The organism is Deefgea sp. CFH1-16 (genome assembly GCF_016881365.1).
GTDB lineage: Bacteria > Pseudomonadota > Gammaproteobacteria > Burkholderiales > Chitinibacteraceae > Deefgea.
On record NZ_WLYT01000001.1, the window covers coordinates 1305811 to 1322606 of the forward strand.

The window sequence follows — 16796 nt, forward strand, 5'->3', positions numbered from 1 at the left end:
GCATAAGACCTATTCATCACATCGAGACAAAAGCATGGAATATTATCTAGGCATTAAGCACTTGCATCTGACTTTAATTGGCCTTTCTGGCCTGCTGTTTTTATTGCGCGGCGTTTTAATGCTCAAGCAATCGGCAATGTTGCAACACCCCGTGTTACGCATCACCCCGCATATTATTGACACTGGGCTGCTCATTGCCGGTTTTAGTTTGGCGCTGATGGCCGGCATGAAACCCGGCGCGCACCCATGGTTGATGGCCAAGCTGATTGCTTTGGCGCTGTATATTATTTTGGGAACCATTGCGATTAAACGCGGTAAAACCTACCGCACCCGCGTCATCGCCTTTATCGCCGCAATCGCGGTGTTTGTGTATATATGATCTTCGTGGCGATCAGCAAAAACCCAATGATTTGGGCTTAAGTCACAACGATAAATCGATTTGGGATTTGGGCAAAAGTAAACGCTGTTACCCAAATCGTTCAGAGACTTAAATCAGCGGCGTTGCTGACGCAGCGTCGCCTGACTCGCTCAACCAATGCCCCGACTTACCGCCGATTTTTTCCAGCAAGCGAATGTCGTTAATCACCATGCCTTTATCCACCGCTTTGCACATATCGTAAATCGTGAGCAGGCCAACGTTAACGGCGGTTAAGGCTTCCATTTCGATGCCGGTTTTACCGTAGGTTTCGCAAGTGACGCTGCAGCGCACCGTCGATTTTTGTCGATCAATATTAAAATCAACACTCACTTTAGTTAGCGGCAAAGGATGGCATAGCGGGATTAAATCGCTGGTTTTTTTTCGCCGCCATAATCGCCGCAATTCGCGCCACACCGAGCACATCGCCTTTTTTATTAGTGCCGTCTTCGATAATGCGCAAGGTATCGGGCAACATCCGAATCTCGCCTTGCGCCGTGGCAATGCGATGCGTTTCGGCTTTGTTGCCAACGTCGACCATATGCGCGTCGCCCGCGCTATTAAAATGCGTTAAACCACCCGCCACCGGAATGGCTTCAACACCAGACAAGCGCGCGGCCAAGCCAGCCAAATCGTCGGGGGTATTTAAATTGGGGAAACTGCCTTCTGCAAAAGTTAAACTCACGGCCTGAATACTCTCTAACCAATCCAACATTTTTAAGCGATTACTTGATAAATGCTCAACTAAAGACGCAAGCACGCCTTTGCGTAGCAAACAAATCGTCGGGTGAATGCGGCCATCGGCGGTTTTGGCGACCACAGCTTGCGCGCCCGAGCGCGCCATTTCTGCACGTAATTTAAGTAATAAATCTGACGGTAAAAATGGCAAATCACAAGGAACGACTAGCATCATATCTGCTGGGGATGCCAAAAATGCCGAATGAATCCCAGCCAAAGGCCCAGGATGGCTTGGATAAACATCGCGCAGCACCGCATAACCGTAACGCGCATAATCAGGCAAATTGCGATTTGCAGAGATCAACACATGATCGACCGATACCGATTGACGCTGTAAACCCTCTAAGCACCATTCGATCAAAGGGCGGCCCGATAGCTCAACCAAGCCTTTATCGCGCCCATCCATTCTACGCCCTTCACCACCGGCCAAGATTACCGCATCAACCATCATTATTACCCTTCCCAACGTTGCTTTGCCGTGCTGTCAGATTCGCGAGCATCAACCCAAATGCTGTGGTTGGTAGTCACTTCTTTCTTCCAAAACGGCGCCTCAGTTTTCAAGTAATCCATGATATACGCATTTGCCATATAGGCAGAATCCCGATGTGCGCTGGCAGTTAAAACCAACACAATTTGCTCGGCGGGTTGCATTGGCCCCACGCGATGAATCACCGTCACTGCACCTAAGTCCCAACGCGCACGCGCCTTGAGCACAATGGCATTAAGCGCTTTTTCGGTCATTTTGGGGTAATGCTCTAGCTCTAAAGCAATCAATTCTGGTTGTGGATTCAGGTCGCGCACGCGGCCGACAAACATCACCACCGCCCCCACCGTGGCATCACCGGCAAGGCGGGCGCGTACTCGGCGGCGGCATCAAAATCCTGCGTTTGCACGCGTATCACATCCTGCATCAGAGTCATCTGCGTCATATCAGCCCCCGTCACTGGCGGAAAAATCGCCACCTCGGCACCATCACTAATCGCATCGCTCAATTGCGCCATTTCTTGATTGATTGCCACGCGAAACACTTTTCCAGTCGCCAACTCGGCGTGCCAAACCCCGCCGCGCGCCGCCAATAGGGCAATTAAATCGGCCACCGTGGCGGGCGTGCTGGGTAACATTTCTTCAGACACCCCAAAAGCTTCTTTTAAACGAGCAAAATAAACCAAATTAATCATATTTGAACCCCTTAAACCAAGGCCGACAACGGCAAGTAATTCACCGTATCGCCGGCGCTAATCGTTTGCCCTGCCGCCAAATCCACCAAACCATCGCCCCACACCATCGACGTCAACACACCCGATCCTTGTCGTGGGAATAGCTCGACTTGGCCGGCTGCATTCAAACGCAAACTCGCAAGAACTCGCGGCGATCTCCGGCTTTTTTCCAATCAAATGCCGCGATCAGCGGCAAACTCACCGGATCCAGCGCCGTTACGCCTTGGCGCGCTAATAAGAACGGACGCACCAGCATTAAAAATGTCACCATGCTCGACACAGGATTACCCGGCAAACCAATAAAATCAGCCTCAGCAATTCGGCCATGGGCAAATGGCTTGCCCGGCTTCATAGCGATTTTCCATAGATCGAGCGACCCTAGGTATTCAACTGCTGCCTTTACATGATCTTCTTCACCGACCGATACCCCGCCAGAGGTGATGACCACATCGTTTTGCTCGGCAGCCATCGTGAGTAATTCAATCGTCGCGGCTCTATCGTCGGCCACAATGCCAAAATCAGCCACCGCGCAGCCTAAGGTTTGCAGCAAAGTATGCAGCGCATAGCGGTTGGAGTTATAAATTTGCCCCGCCGCCAGCGGCTTACCCGGCTCAACCAGCTCGTCCCCAGTACTCAACAGCGCCACTTTGAGTGGTCGCACCACCGGCAAAGTCGGGCAACCGATCGACGCCGCCAAGCCGATTTCTGCCGCACCCAAACGCGTTCCGGCCGTTAACACCACCGACTGCGCGGCAATATCCTCACCGGCGCGGCGAATATTCGCGCCATTTTTGAGTGGCATCGTCACCGTAACTCGGCCATCGTTCACCGTGCAAACCTCTTGCATCGCCACCGCATTAGCGCCAGCCGGAATCGGCGCACCGGTAAAAATCCTAGCTGCCTCACCGACCGCGAGTGCCTGCCCTACTTCACCCGCCGCAATGCGCTGGCTCAGCAAAAAATCGGCTGGCGGGGAATTAAAATCGGCGATATTAAGCGCATATCCATCCATCGCGCTGTTATCAAAACCGGGCACCGCCAACGGCGAAATCACATCGTGCGCCAAAACTCGGCCATTGGCCGCCAATAAATCCAAATGTTCAAACTCGCGCACTCGGCGCGCTGCAGCCAGTAAGTTCGCCAAGGCAGTCGCAAAATCCAGCATAAAAACTCCAATCATTATTAAATTTTAAAACTGCGTTTGCGCTCAGCAGTAAACGCCCACCACGGCTGCTGCGGCGCTTCACCGGCCATAAAACGCGTAATTGAGATCAACACATCGAGCACACAAGGATCTTGCCGCACGCCCGTGACATCACATAGCGCCAGATACAATTCATACGGACTGCGCCCAATTAATTGCGTGGCCTCGGTAATGCCCAGCAACTGCAAATCTTTTGCCAACGCCGGGCCAATATTAGGTAAATCTGTCAGTTGATTTAAGCGATTTCGATCGACTTTACTCGGATTCATGCCGCACTCACTCTGCTAGATTTGTACTCAAATGCCGCGAGATTCAGTTGCAAAAAAAGCATAAATAAACTGCGCCAATGCCGGTACATCATTCAAATCCAGATGGGGTATTGCCTGCTGAAGCTCGCTGTCTGTCGCAATGGCGACAATACTGGCATGATCTGGATACAACAGCGGCTTGCCATTGGCCTCGCGCCAGATTTCTATTTTGGGGATTTCTTCCGATTTAAAGCCTTCTAACAAGGTCAAATCAGCCGGTGCCAGCCGCGCAATTTGCTCAGCCAATGTGGGCTCAGCCGCACCGCGTAGTTCGTGCACAATGGCATAGCGAAACGGCGACACCACCATCACCTCACCTGCACCAGCCGAGCGAAACCGCGCGCTATCTTTACGCGGCGGCTCTAGCTCCAAATCATGATGCGAATGCTTAATCACATTCACCCGCCAACCCAGCTGAGCGAGTTCCGGCAGCAATGCTTCAATCAACGTGGTTTTACCCGAACCGGAATAACCAGTAATACCGAGGATGTGGGTCATCTCGCTCACTTTCAGTATTTAAATTTAAAATAATCACCTTCATTCATTCCAGATAGATTTACGTCTGAATGAACAATTCATTAGGCATTTATTTGCAATCGACAGCGACTCATACATTGTCCAACACAGAATCAGATTTAAAGGCGAAGGCAAATAAATGCTCGTTTTTTCTAACTCAGCGAGGCGAAAATCTCGCGGTAAACGTTGGGCTGCATTTCATTTAGCCCAACCTACTAACTAAATTATGGATTTACTGCAAGTAAAAATTGAAGCGCATAAATAATTCCGTACAATGACGCAGAAAAACCAATAAGCATTAAAAATCTAGCAACATTTACTTTCCAAGGTTCTACAAATGGAATCCACATGAAATATACATTTTCAGCCATGCATTCAGAACTGCGTACAGTGAGCAAACTTGGCAAATCACGATTAACAGATAATATTTCTATACCTATTTCCTCTTTTGGATTTAAGGTATCAAAAACCATAAAATATCGATTATCATCAGTTGTTGAGTCCGTATATTTTCGTATAGGCCATAAATTCACAAATTGTGGCTTGAAATTGAATATTAACTCAACATTCTTTGCTGTTTCTCTTCCTGTATTTATGACTTTTATAGAACCCGTGCATGCGCTCTGATTTTGAGCAACTTGATCATTATAAACAGGCTCATTAATCAAAAACGTAAACGCATGCGGACTAGACCAAATTAATTTTGGTTTTGCTTTTATTCCAACATTGAGAAACCATGCGATAAATGGAATTACGATAGAGACAATTTCTTTTATGTGCTGACTTATAAAATCACTCAAGATCTGAATACTCACAAAAATCTCCACACTAGAAATATTAGGTTCTCAATTAAGCTACGATCAGCCCTCTAAACAGCAGTTTAACCCATACACCTCATTTACTTCCAAGCATCGTCAGCGGCTATGCGCCGCGGCACTCACTTTTCTTGCTTCGCCAAGAAAAGTAAGCAAAAGAAGGCGACTCGAGACGAACTCGGCTCCGCCGTTCCCTCGCGTGGCGCGAGCCAAACGATCAAACTGTTCGTCTCGCTTCGTGCTCGGTGTTCGTTTTAACGGGACTTTAAGCCCCAGACCAAGCAGCGCGAAATAATCATGAGGTATTGCCAGCAAATCATTGCTATTTAAAGGCTACAGCCATATACATCAATCACAAATCACAAATCACAAATCACAAATCACAAATCACAAATCACAAATCACAAATCACAAATCACAAATCACAAATTCTGCGCTGTTATACCAATCCAATCACCGCAACTAAGTACGCACTGGTGGCATCATGGTTTTCCATCCCGTTCAAGCGCACCGAGTGCGGAGCGAGACGAACGGTTTTTCGTTTGGCTCGCGACAATCGAGGGCATCGGGGACCGATGCGCGCTCGGGGCTCCTTTTCTTTGGTTCGTTTCTTTTGGAGAAGCAAAAGAAATGAACCCGTCCGCGCGGCGGAAACGCGCACCCAAACCACCGTGCCGCAGGCACATAAACTAAAAAAAAACAACTCACACTCTACACATTGAATTCAACAAGCACACTTCTCAAAACATCAAACAAAAAAATCGGACAAGGCCTGTGCCTTATCCGACCTACATACCACCGTATATCAATACAACCATTGGCCCGAAATGGCCACAGCCCAATACCTAGCCACCCGTTTGCGACATAAAGCGGATAATCTTGCCGGGCTGCTCTTTAAACTCATGTTTTTCGGGTTTTAACTCAATCGCATGCTGCAAAGCACTGAGGATTTCTTCGTCCGTTGCGCCACCGCGCAATAAGGGCGCGAATTCAAATTTTTCTTCCTGCCCCAAACACATATACAAAGTGCCATCGACCGACAAACGCACTCGATTACACGTGGCACAAAAATGCTGTGAAATGGGGGTGATAAAACCAACTCGGCCACTGCCATCTTGCGTTTGCCAGTAGCGTGCTGGTCCGCCGCCCAATTCTGCAACTTCAGGAATCAGATCAAACTGCGACACCAATTGCTCACGGATTGGATTCAAATCCATATATTGCGCATTGCGGCCGGTGTCGCCCATCGGCATGGCTTCGATTAAGCGCAAAATAAAACCATTTTCGAGGCAAAAAGCCACCATACGCTGAATTTCATGCTCATTTACACCACGCATGGCGACCATATTGAGCTTAATCGGCGCAAAGCCTGCGGCCTTGCCTGCCATAATTCCGGCCATAATCGCATCGAAACTATCCCGACCGGTGATGGTATTAATACAGCCCTTATCCAGTGAATCCAGACTAACATTGATGCGCTTAACACCGGCGGCTTTGAGCGCCACCGCGTGTTTACCCAGCTGAGTGGCATTGGTCGATAAAGACAGGTCTTCAACGCCGGGCAAAGCGGCCAAACGGGCGGCCAATGCAGGCAAATTGCGGCGTAATAAAGGCTCGCCGCCGGTTAAACGAACTCGCGATACGCCCGCTTTGGCAAAGATGCCGACTAAGCGGGTCATTTCATCAAAGTTGAGCCAGTTTTTCGGCTCTTCGTAATCGTCAAAACCCTTAGGCAAACAGTAATTACAGCGTAAATCACAGCGATCGGTGACCGACAGCCGCAAATAACGTATGGCACGGCCAAATCGGTCTTGCAAAGCGGTCGAACTCGATAAGGTGGACGTTGACATATTTTTCCTTTTAACTTCAGCAAGTTAATTGCACGAGGTTCGCACGGTATATTGACTTAGTCGAGCGATAGGCATCGTTCTGACAGTGTAGTCAAAGCAATCACTCAAAGCGCAATTTTGCTGATGTGTACGGTCTCAATGACGGTGGCAAAACCGATAAGACGATTAAGCACTATAAAATACTTTTTTTTAATCTGCTGATTGTATTAAGGACTACCTCTTTGTAGGTGTGCCGAGATAGAACCAAATACCCGCCTGTAATAAACAGTGAATCCGTATACTAAACCTATGATTTTAATCGACCAAATTGCTGCGCAGCGCGGTGATCGCCCCCTTTTTTCGAATCTTTCTTTCGCCCTTCAGGCGGGAGATTGCATTCATTTGCGCGGCGAAAACGGCATCGGTAAAACCAGTTTACTTAAAATGCTGGCGGGTCTTTCTCAGCCTGATCAAGGCCAGATTTTGTGGCAAGGGCAAGCGCTGACTGAGCTTGGCGACGACTACCACCGCCAGCTGCATTATTTAGGGCATAAAGATGCGCTGAAAGACTTGCTCAGTCCATATCAAAATTTACATTGGGCGGCGCAAATCGCGGGGAACCCATTATCAGAGGCGGCAATTTTGCACACTTTGGCCAAAGTGGGCTTATTGCAGCAATGTGACCTACCCGTGCGTAGCTTGTCGCAAGGACAAAAAAAACGCGCCGCCTTAGCCAGATTGCTGGCCACGCCACGGCCGCTATGGCTACTTGACGAGCCATTTGTCGCGCTCGATACCACGGCACAAAGTGAGCTGGGAGAGTGGATTAATACACATTGCCAGCAAGGTGGGCTTGTTATTTTCACGTCACACCAGAAATTACCCTGCACAATCAAGCAGGTAACGGAATTCACCCTCACGAGGCCGGTATGAGTAGTTGGGCTTTTTTCTGTACGGTGATCCGATCCGGCGGGATTTATTTTTGGCTTGGCAGCAGCGCGGTGATTTATTGGTTGGGCTGGTGTTTTTTGTCTTGGTGGCTTGCTTGTTTCCTTTGGCGATTGGCCCTGAGGCCAAATTATTAAGCCGCATTGGCCCCGGTGTTTTATGGGTTGCCGCCATTTTGGCCAATTTGCTGGCCTTACCACGGTTATTTCAAGCCGATTGGCAAGACGGCACGCTCGAGCAATTACTGCTCGCCCCCGCGCCAGCGAGCATGATGGTGGCCGGCAAAATTGTCGCCCATTGGTTAACCACCGGAGTACCACTGACCTTAATCGCTCCCTTGCTTGGCGTGCAATACGGCTTAAGTAGCGATTTATTGCTGATGTTAATGGCGACCTTATTTATCGGCACGCCGGTACTGAGCGCGCTGGGCAGTATTGGCGCGGCGCTGACTTTAGGCGTACGCCAAGGCGACATGCTTTTAGCATTGTTAGTCTTGCCACTGTATGCGCCAGTGCTGATTTTTGGCAGTGGCGCGGTAGCAGCCGTTGCTGGTGGCTTAAATGGCTATGCCGAGCTTTCTTTATTGGCGGCAATTGCTTGCGGAGCACTGTTTTTAGCCCCGTGGCTAGCGGCAATGTCGATCAAATTGGCGGTGGAATAATGCCCCATTCAAATCCTAGGACTGCAATGAAACCGAATACCGATGGGCCACGTTGGCTGAATATTTTTCATTTTGCTTCGCCGTATCAGTTTTACCCTTTAGCCGGTCGATTGATTCCACTGTTTGCTACGCTGGCGACGCTATTGGCCATGGCAGGTCTGTGGTTGGGATTTGCGATAGCGCCAGCCGATGCCCAGCAAGGTGAAGGCTATCGGATTATTTTCTTGCACGTGCCGACCAGTTGGATGGCGATGCTGATTTATGTGGCAATGGCTTTTTGGTCGGTGATGCATTTGATTTTACGCACACGGTTATCGGCCATGATGGCGCAAGCCTTGGCACCGACGGGCGCTTTAATGGCGTTTTTATCGCTGTTCACCGGCGCGCTATGGGGCAAGCCAATGTGGGGAACATGGTGGGTTTGGGATGCACGGCTAACGTCGATGTTGCTGCTGTTTTTCCTGTATCTGGGTTTTATCGCCCTCACCCGCAGCATTGATGAACCCGAGCGCGCCGATAAAGCCGGCTCGGTGTTGGCGATTGTTGGCGTATTTAATGTGCCGGTGATTTATTTCTCGGTGAAATGGTGGAATACGCTACATCAAGGCGCGTCGATTTCAATGGAAAAAGGCAGCACCATGGCCAGCACCATGCTGATTGCCATGCTGCTGATGTCGCTGGCGGCGTGGATGTATTCAATCACCACCACGCTCAGCCGAGTACGTAATTTGATTTTGCAGCGCGAAGCGCGCACACGCTGGGTGCAAGAATTACTCGCCATTCCAGCGAATAAAGCCTAGGAGTTGCTATGTATTGGAATAATTTAAGTGATTTTATAGCCATGGGAAACCATGGGGTATATGTATGGGGGCTCTTTTTTTGCATGTGCTGCAGCCCTATGCCTAGAGTGGGTATTAATGAAAACCCAGCGTCGCAATATCGTACGGCAAATACGCCGAGCGGCGACAATTCAACACATCAACCAAAAACCACCCGCAGTCAGCAAGGATGCATCATGACCCCCAGACGTAAACGCGCCGCATGGATTATCGGCGCGCTCATTGCATTGAGCTTAGTGACTTTTTTTGTTGTGAACGCGTTCCGACAAAATCTAGTGTTCTTTTATTCGCCGACGCAAATTATCGCCGGTGAAGCGCCACAAAATAGCGCATTTCGCGTTGGCGGCATGGTGGCCGAAAACAGCCTGGCGCGGGCTGCCGATGGCGTAACCATGCAATTTATCATCACCGATACCGCGCAAAATATCCCCGTGCAATATCGCGGCATCTTGCCGGATTTATTTAAAGAAGGTAAAGGCGTGGTCGCGCAAGGGCGCTGGGAAAATGGCACGTTTATATCGCCAGCGAAGTACTCGCCAAACATGACGAAAACTATATGCCGCCCGAAGCGCAAGAAGCGGTCAATCAAGCGCATATCACGGCAGCCAACAACAAAACCCACGCGGCAAGCCAAGCCTCACAGCACAATAAGGAAGCACAATGATTGGTGAACTCGGTAGCTTTGCGCTGATCTTGGCGCTACTGGTGGCGATTGCCCAAGGCACACTCGGTATTTGGGGCGGCATCCACAATAATTTGCCGCTGATGCGCGTTGCGCGTCCGGCGGCGGTCTTGCAGTTGCTGCTCACCAGCATCGCCTTTGCGCTGTTGGCAACGGCTTTTTTGCAAGACGACTTTTCGATTCGTTATGTGGTTCGACAATCCAATAGCCTATTGCCGGTGTTTTACAAATTCGCTGCAGTCTGGGGTGGCCATGAAGGCTCACTATTATTGTGGGTATTGATGCTGGCAGGGTGGGGTGCGGCGGTCGCCGTGTTTGCAAAAAACTTACCCTTATCGGTGCAAGCCTTGGTCGGCGGCGTTTTAGGCTGGATTGGCTCGGGGCTGTATTTATTTATTTTATTCACCTCCAACCCATTTATTCGCCAACTGCCTGCGGCGGCCGATGGCGCGGATTTAAACCCACTCTTGCAAGATTTAGGGCTGATTTTCCATCCGCCATTGCTGTATATGGGTTATGTCGGTTTTTCGGTGGCGTTTGCTTTTGCCGTGGCGGCGCTGATTTCTGGGCGCTTAGACGCCAGCTGGGCGCGTTGGAGTCGACCATGGACTTTGGCCGCTTGGGTTTCGCTGACTTTGGGCATTATGCTCGGCAGCGCTTGGGCGTATTACGAGCTGGGTTGGGGCGGCTGGTGGTTTTGGGATCCGGTCGAAAACGCGTCATTTATGCCGTGGTTAGCCGGTACCGCCTTGATTCACTCTTTAGCCGTGGCCGAAAAGCGCAATGCCTTTAAGCATTGGACGGTGTTGCTGGCGATTGGTACGTTCTCTCTATCATTACTCGGTACCTTTTTAGTTCGCTCCGGCGTTTTAACCTCAGTACATGCTTTTGCCACTGATCCAGCGCGTGGCTTGTTTATTCTGATTTTCTTGTGCTTGGTGATTGGTACTTCATTGGCGCTGTACGCTTGGCGTGCGCCGCTACTGGAAGGCGGTGGCGCATTTAGCTGGCGCTCTCGCGAGGCTTTATTGCTGGCCAATAATGTAATTTTGGTGGTTGCTTGCTCAACGGTGTTTCTGGGTACGCTCTACCCATTGCTGATTGATGCGCTGGGGCAAGGCAAACTCTCGGTTGGCCCACCGTATTTTAATAGCGTGTTTATTCCATTGATGATGCCGGCGCTCATCCTTATGGGATTGAGTGGCACGGTGCGCTGGAAATACCAAGACGCGCATACTTTATGGCTGGCGATTCAATTACCGTTGATTTTGGCCTTGGTCGGCGGCGCACTCTTGCCATTATTGTGGGGAGAATGGCGTTGGGGGGTGGCGCTAGCACTGACGATAGCCCTATGGATTGCGCTCACCGCAGCGCGTGATTGGAGCTTACGTTTAATCAGCTATCACCGGCAGGGTGGTTCTTGGTGGCAAGCGCTGTGCAAAGTGCCGGCGGCATTCTCGGGCATGCATATTGCCCATCTGGGGATGGCGGTGTTTGTGGCTGGGGTGACGATTGTATCGAGCTATGAGCACGAAGATGATTTACGCATGGCCATGGGCGATACGCATCCAATCTCCGGTTACACCTTGCGCTTTGACGCGGTGAATTCCGCCCGGGCGAGTAATTATTCGGCCTTAGTTGGGCGATTAACGCTGAGCAAAAATGATCGCGTCGAAAGCGTTTTGCTGCCAGAAAAACGGCAGTATTTCTCCAGCCAAATGCCAATGACTGAAGCGGCGATTCATCACACGCCGATTAAAGATATTTATGTTTCGCTTGGCGAGCCTTTGGGCAAAGACCCGTTTAAAGACGATTGGTTAATTCGCGTGCACTACAAAACCGCTGGTGGGCTGGATTTGGTATGGCTGCATTTTAATGGGCTTAGGCGGCATGATTGCGCTGAGTGATCGCCGTTACCGGCAAAAAAAAATGGGGTAAATCAGCATGAAACGCTACCTACCCCTGATGATTTTCTTTAGCTTGGCCGTGCTGCTAGGGATTGGGCTCACGCTCAATCCACGTGAACTGCCTTCGGTATTAATCGGCAAACCCGCGCCGCAGTTTGAGCTAGATCGGCTCGATAAGCCCGGCCAATTTTCGCCCAGCGAGCTGCAAGGCAAGGCGTGGCTACTGAATGTATGGGCCTCATGGTGCAGCGCTTGTATTCAAGAACATCCGGTACTCAACGACATCGCCAAATCGTATGACTTCCCGATTGTTGGTTTGAATTACAAAGACCAAGATCGCGATGCCAAGGATTGGCTGGCATTGCGCGGTAATCCGTATAAAGTCGTCATTGCCGATCGTGAAGGCCGCGTTGGTGTGGATTATGGCGTGTACGGCGTGCCAGAAACCTTTGTGATCGATAAAGCCGGGCGCATTGTGTACAAGCACATTGGTCCAGTCACCCAGCAAGTATTTAAAGACAAACTCTTGCCCGAGCTACAAAAGGCCCAACGATGAAACGCTCTTTTTACTGGCTAATGCCAATATTATTGGCGCTCTCGCTGACGGTGTCGGCCAAAACCGCCTCATCGATTACCAGCAATCCCATCGCCGAAGCGCGGCTGGTTGAGTTATCTGCCGAGTTGCGTTGCCTCGTTTGCCAGAACGAAAGCTTGGCCAGCTCACAAGCGCCCTTGGCGGAAGACTTGCGCCGCGAAGTCCGCGAGCAAATCGCACTGGGCAAAAATAATTCAGAAATCATCAGTTATTTGACTGATCGCTACGGTGACTTTGTAACCTACCGCCCACCCTTTAAAGCGCGCACGCTGTTACTGTGGTTGTTGCCACCGGTGTTATTGCTGATGGGACTGCTTTTATTGTGGCTGCGCCTGCGCCGTATCACGCCGCCAGCAGCAAAAACCGACGCCGATGCGATCAAAGCATTACAACAAGAATTTGATGGGAAGAATCATGACCGCGACTAATATTGGCATTTTCACTTTACTGTGCGCGCTGCTCATTGTCCTTTGCTTATTGATGCTAGTCTGGCCTTTATTGCGTGGCCGCTCCGCTGCCGGCGATATTCGCCGTTCACGCTACGCTTTGCATGCCACAATTTTAGAAGAGCTCGATGACGATTTGCGCAATGGCCGTTTAAGCCAAGATGATTTTGCGGCCGCAAAACAAGAAGCCGAAGCGCGGCTGGTGGCCGAAGTGGGCCGAGCCGATGCCAGCAGCGCGCAGCAAAAAACGCTGCCAGCGAACAAAATTGCTTTGATTCTGGCCATCGTCTTGCCACTGACGGCGGCGGGGCTGTATTTTAAAATCGGCACCCCTGCTGCGCTGAACCCAAGCACCCATCAAAGCCCCAATGTTGGCCCAGCCGAAGTCGATAGCATGGTGAAAAAACTCGAAGCGAGAATGGCGCTCGAGCCCAATGATACCGCCGGTTGGTTAATGCTGGCACGCAGCTATCGCGCTCAAGCTCGCTATACTGAGGCCGCCCAAGCGTATGAAAAATCTTGGCCTTTGCTCGAAAAAGACCCAGGCGAGCTAGCCCGTTTTGCTGGGGTATTGGCGATTGAAAACAATGGTTTTACCGGACGACCGACTGAGCTATTGGTGAAATCACTGGATTTAAATGCCAGCGAACCTGATGCGCTGATGCTAGCGGGCAGCGCCGCCGTTGAGCGTGGCGATTATGCCTCGGCCATCCGTTGGTGGAACAAACTACTGGCTTTACTCGATCCGGGTTCAGAAGACGAAGTCTGGCTCCAAGGTGAGATTCGTACATTACAAGATCGCCAAGCCTCTAGCCCCGCCGCTGCGGCCCACCCCTAAGTAGTTTTAGTTCTACTTCAATGGCACAGCCGCAACGCTGTGCCATTTTTTTTGCCCGTTCAAAACCACTGTATATTTGGATACAATATTTTTATGACACACCTATAACGTGTCGCTACACTGACCGCCTCTTACTTTGCCAAGCTTGGATGCTAGCCAAATGAATATGCGTCAGCGTTTCCCATTTTTGCCATGGCACTGGCTCATCGCCCTTGTCAGCGGCGTATTCCTCGCTCTGATTTATCCACAAACGCAATGGGATCATGCGCTGATCGCGCCGTACTTTGACTCGGTGCAACAGCGTTTTTTCCTCAAAGACCACGCTTTTCTAACCCAATTTATGCATCAAGGGTTAAAAAATCTGATGATACTGCTAGCGCTCATCATGCTTGCAGCATGGGCGGCGAGCTGGAAATACCCAAAACTGCAAGCCCATCGCCGCCGTATTGGCTGGATTTTATGCGGCATGGGACTAGCAGTACTGATCATCTCGATGTTTAAATCTTTCAGCAACCATGCCTGTCCATGGGATTTAAGTCTTTACGGTGGCTTTGCCGCAGAAATTCCTTTATGGGGCGCACTGCCCATCGGCGCTAAACCCGGGCAATGCATGCCCGGTGGCCATGCATCGGGTGGTTATGCTTTGTTGGCGTTTTATTTTGGCTTACTCGATCTGAATCGGCGCTGGGCTTATGCTGGCTTAGCCGCAGGTTTAATCTTTGGCACCGCCATGGGTTGGGCGCAAATGATGCGCGGCGCACACTTTTTGTCGCACAATTTATGGACGTTGTGGACGATCTGGGTGGTTTTATTACTTTGGTACTGCGTATGGCCCCCTGTACGCAAAATGGAATCGACGCATGTTTAAATTTAAAGCTTTAACCAGCGAAAAACTCAGCTTGATTGCTACGCTATTTTTTGTTTTTGCCTGCAATAGTGTCTTTTGGCAGCAGCTGTATACGATACAAAACCCCAATACTGCGGCTGGTTGGTTGTTTATGCTAATTGGCGCGCTATTTTTAATCTTGGTGCTCAATCTATTTCTCAACCTGCTGGCTCTGCCCTACGTCCTAAAACCCGTGTTAACGGTATTGCTCTTGATTACCCCGGTAGTGGTGTATTTCATGTCGCAATTTGGCATCATGATTAACGGCGGCATGCTGCGTAATGCCGCGCAAACCAATCTGACCGAAACCTTAGATTTACTCACCCTAAAAATGGCCTTGTATTGGCTGGTTTTAGGTGGTTTACCACTGTATTTGCTGTGGAAAACACCAATTCAATATCGGCCATTTCGCCGTGAAGCCATGGTTAAAACCAGTGTGATTGTGGGCAGTATTGTGCTGCTGTTACTGGTGAGCTTGGGCTTTTATAAAGAGTTTGCTTCGGTGTTTCGCAATAACCGCGAATTGCGTTATTTAATTACGCCAATGAATTTTATCCAAGCCAGCTCTAATTATTTAAAACACAGCGTGAATATCAAACCGATTGTTGTTGCCGCAATTGGCACCGACGCCAATATATACGTCGCTACCGCAAAGTCGCCCTAAACTCACCATTATTGTCGTTGGCGAAACCGCTAGAGCGGCTAATTTTTCACTCAATGGCTATGACCGAGAAACCAATCCGCGGCTTAAACAACAAGCCGGCTTGATTAACCTGTCACAAGTGAGCTCGTGCGGTACCGATACCGCCGTTTCGCTGCCGTGTATGTTCTCTAAATTTGGCAAAGACAATTACAGCGAAAGCCAAGCTAAAAGTCATCAAGGTCTACTCGATGTAGTACAAAGAGCCGGTTATCAAGTGCTGTGGCGCGATAATCAATCAGGCTGCAAAGGCACGTGTGATCGCGTTCCCAATGAAAGCATGATCGCAAGCGCCGATCCAAAACTCTGTAATGACGGCGAATGTTTGGATGAAGCCTTACTCACTGGGCTGCAAGAAAAAATCGACGCTCAACAGCAAGACGCGGTGATTGTGCTGCATATGATGGGTAGCCATGGTCCGGCTTACTTCAAACGCTATCCACCGGCTTTTGCCAAATTCCAACCAACGTGTAATGACAAACAGCTTAACCGTTGCAGCCGAGAACAAATTCTCAATAGCTACGACAATTCGCTGCTGTATACCGACTATGTGTTGTCGAATGTAATTGATCTATTACGCAAAAATAGCCATCGCGTGGATACAGCCATGATGTATCTGTCTGACCACGGCGAATCACTTGGCGAGAATGGCCTATACCTGCATGGCGCGCCGTATATGCTGGCACCGAGCGAGCAAACTCATGTGCCTGCCATGATGTGGCTATCGCCTGAATTTGCCCAACAAGCCAAGATCGACCTAGGCTGCATGCAAAAGAAAGCGGGACAAGCCTATTCGCACGACAATCTATTTCACTCGACCTTAGGCTTGCTCGACATCAAAACGTCGCTGTATCAAACCGAGCTCGATTGGTTCGCCGCGTGCAAAGCAAAAACCGCGCAATAAATGCGCGGTGGTTTAGGGCGAATTGATGAAGATAGATCTCATGCTGTGCCGCGCTCGTAGGTCTGGGGCTTAAAAACCCGTCCAAGCGCACCGAGTGCGGAAGGGAGACAAACAGCTTTATCGTTTGGCTCACGACAATCGAGGGCACAGCGGAGCTGGGCGCGCTCGGGGCGCCTTCTTTTGCTTACTTTTCTTGGCGACGCAAGAAAAGTGAGTCCCAGTCGCGGACTGCGACTGTAAACAGCCGTGCCGCAGGCACTTAAACCCATCAACACGTCATCTGAATATTGTCATTTTTTATTAGGTATTTAATCACAGAGCATATACAGAATGCTCTGCATTTATATA

General features: G+C 50.0%; 20 protein-coding genes and 3 pseudogenes. 13 read left to right on the forward strand and 10 right to left on the reverse strand.

Annotated elements, in window-relative coordinates:
• Positions 1-34 precede the first annotated feature (34 nt).
• A complete protein-coding gene (locus GKO28_RS07185) occupies positions 35-379 on the forward strand; it encodes a SirB2 family protein (RefSeq protein WP_203563988.1) in 345 nt (114 codons plus the stop codon).
• Positions 380-487: 108 nt separating this feature from the next.
• On the opposite strand, the pseudogene moaC reads toward GKO28_RS07185, so the two are convergent.
• The 10 genes and pseudogenes from moaC to moaA form a co-directional block, all read right to left on the reverse strand.
• A pseudogene (moaC, locus tag GKO28_RS07190) lies at positions 488-956 on the reverse strand (cyclic pyranopterin monophosphate synthase MoaC).
• A 96-nt stretch (positions 957-1052) separates the two neighbouring features.
• Positions 1053-1604 (reverse strand): annotated as a pseudogene (mobA, locus tag GKO28_RS07195) (molybdenum cofactor guanylyltransferase MobA); the annotation flags it as partial.
• A gap of 2 nt (positions 1605-1606) precedes the next feature.
• On the reverse strand, positions 1607-1969 hold the full coding sequence (locus GKO28_RS07200) for a molybdenum cofactor biosynthesis protein MoaE (protein WP_247646722.1): 363 nt from the start codon (positions 1967-1969) through the stop codon (positions 1607-1609).
• Positions 1969-2331, reverse strand: a complete 363-nt coding sequence (locus tag GKO28_RS07205; protein ID WP_247646412.1) for a MoaD/ThiS family protein — start codon at positions 2329-2331, stop codon at positions 1969-1971. Before GKO28_RS07205 ends, GKO28_RS07200 begins: the two co-directional genes overlap by 1 nt.
• A gap of 11 nt (positions 2332-2342) precedes the next feature.
• The gene (locus GKO28_RS19470) at positions 2343-2498 is read right to left on the reverse strand and encodes a hypothetical protein (protein WP_247646413.1); all 156 of its coding nucleotides are present in this window, start codon (positions 2496-2498) and stop codon (positions 2343-2345) included.
• Positions 2495-3535 carry a gephyrin-like molybdotransferase Glp gene (glp, locus tag GKO28_RS07210; RefSeq protein ID WP_247646414.1) on the reverse strand — a complete coding sequence of 347 codons (1041 nt, stop codon included), beginning with the start codon at positions 3533-3535 and terminating at the stop codon, positions 2495-2497. The genes GKO28_RS19470 and glp overlap by 4 nt, the downstream gene beginning before the upstream one ends.
• 17 nt (positions 3536-3552) lie before the next feature.
• The gene (locus GKO28_RS07215) at positions 3553-3843 is read right to left on the reverse strand and encodes a helix-hairpin-helix domain-containing protein (RefSeq protein ID WP_182075816.1); all 291 of its coding nucleotides are present in this window, start codon (positions 3841-3843) and stop codon (positions 3553-3555) included.
• 27 nt (positions 3844-3870) lie between these two features.
• Positions 3871-4380, reverse strand: coding sequence for a molybdopterin-guanine dinucleotide biosynthesis protein B (gene mobB / locus GKO28_RS07220; protein WP_182077417.1), 510 nt, complete (start codon positions 4378-4380; stop codon positions 3871-3873).
• Positions 4381-4622: 242 nt separating this feature from the next.
• Positions 4623-5213, reverse strand: a complete 591-nt coding sequence (locus GKO28_RS07225; protein WP_203563989.1) for a hypothetical protein — start codon at positions 5211-5213, stop codon at positions 4623-4625.
• Between the two features lie 845 nt (positions 5214-6058).
• Positions 6059-7063 (reverse strand): GTP 3',8-cyclase MoaA, encoded by a 1005-nt coding sequence (gene moaA / locus GKO28_RS07230; RefSeq protein ID WP_182075817.1) that lies wholly within the window; start codon positions 7061-7063, stop codon positions 6059-6061.
• 288 nt (positions 7064-7351) lie between these two features.
• On the opposite strand from moaA, the gene ccmA reads away from it, so the two are divergent.
• The 12 genes and pseudogenes from ccmA to GKO28_RS07285 all read left to right on the forward strand — a co-directional run bounded on the left by ccmA (position 7352) and on the right by GKO28_RS07285 (position 16448).
• Positions 7352-7975, forward strand: coding sequence for a cytochrome c biogenesis heme-transporting ATPase CcmA (gene ccmA / locus GKO28_RS07235; protein WP_203563990.1), 624 nt, complete (start codon positions 7352-7354; stop codon positions 7973-7975).
• Positions 7976-7979: 4 nt separating this feature from the next.
• Complete coding sequence (gene ccmB / locus GKO28_RS07240) at positions 7980-8651, forward strand: heme exporter protein CcmB (RefSeq protein WP_203563991.1); 672 nt, start codon at positions 7980-7982, stop codon at positions 8649-8651.
• Between the two features lie 26 nt (positions 8652-8677).
• Positions 8678-9451, forward strand: a complete 774-nt coding sequence (gene ccmC / locus GKO28_RS07245; RefSeq protein WP_182075818.1) for a heme ABC transporter permease CcmC — start codon at positions 8678-8680, stop codon at positions 9449-9451.
• Between the two features lie 98 nt (positions 9452-9549).
• Positions 9550-10161: a cytochrome c maturation protein CcmE gene (locus GKO28_RS07250; RefSeq protein WP_247646415.1), complete on the forward strand. Its 612-nt coding sequence runs from the start codon at positions 9550-9552 to the stop codon at positions 10159-10161.
• Positions 10151-11956 (forward strand): annotated as a pseudogene (locus GKO28_RS07255) (heme lyase CcmF/NrfE family subunit); the annotation flags it as partial. The gene GKO28_RS07250 and the pseudogene GKO28_RS07255, both read left to right, overlap by 11 nt.
• A gap of 61 nt (positions 11957-12017) precedes the next feature.
• Positions 12018-12110, forward strand: coding sequence for a hypothetical protein (locus tag GKO28_RS22710; RefSeq protein WP_374220716.1), 93 nt, complete (start codon positions 12018-12020; stop codon positions 12108-12110).
• Between the two features lie 6 nt (positions 12111-12116).
• The gene (locus GKO28_RS07260; protein WP_182075819.1) at positions 12117-12635 is read left to right on the forward strand and encodes a DsbE family thiol:disulfide interchange protein; all 519 of its coding nucleotides are present in this window, start codon (positions 12117-12119) and stop codon (positions 12633-12635) included.
• Entirely contained in the window at positions 12632-13102 is a 471-nt protein-coding gene (locus GKO28_RS07265; RefSeq protein WP_182075820.1) for a cytochrome c-type biogenesis protein, read from the forward strand. The genes GKO28_RS07260 and GKO28_RS07265 overlap by 4 nt, the downstream gene beginning before the upstream one ends.
• Positions 13089-13958 (forward strand): c-type cytochrome biogenesis protein CcmI, encoded by an 870-nt coding sequence (ccmI, locus tag GKO28_RS07270; RefSeq protein WP_182075821.1) that lies wholly within the window; start codon positions 13089-13091, stop codon positions 13956-13958. The genes GKO28_RS07265 and ccmI overlap by 14 nt, the downstream gene beginning before the upstream one ends.
• 160 nt (positions 13959-14118) lie before the next feature.
• Entirely contained in the window at positions 14119-14826 is a 708-nt protein-coding gene (locus GKO28_RS07275; protein ID WP_182075822.1) for a phosphatase PAP2 family protein, read from the forward strand.
• Positions 14819-15508 (forward strand): DUF1705 domain-containing protein, encoded by a 690-nt coding sequence (locus tag GKO28_RS07280; protein WP_203563992.1) that lies wholly within the window; start codon positions 14819-14821, stop codon positions 15506-15508. Before GKO28_RS07275 ends, GKO28_RS07280 begins: the two co-directional genes overlap by 8 nt.
• A complete protein-coding gene (locus GKO28_RS07285) occupies positions 15447-16448 on the forward strand; it encodes a phosphoethanolamine transferase (protein ID WP_203563993.1) in 1002 nt (333 codons plus the stop codon). Before GKO28_RS07280 ends, GKO28_RS07285 begins: the two co-directional genes overlap by 62 nt.
• The last annotated feature ends 348 nt before the right edge of the window (positions 16449-16796 follow it).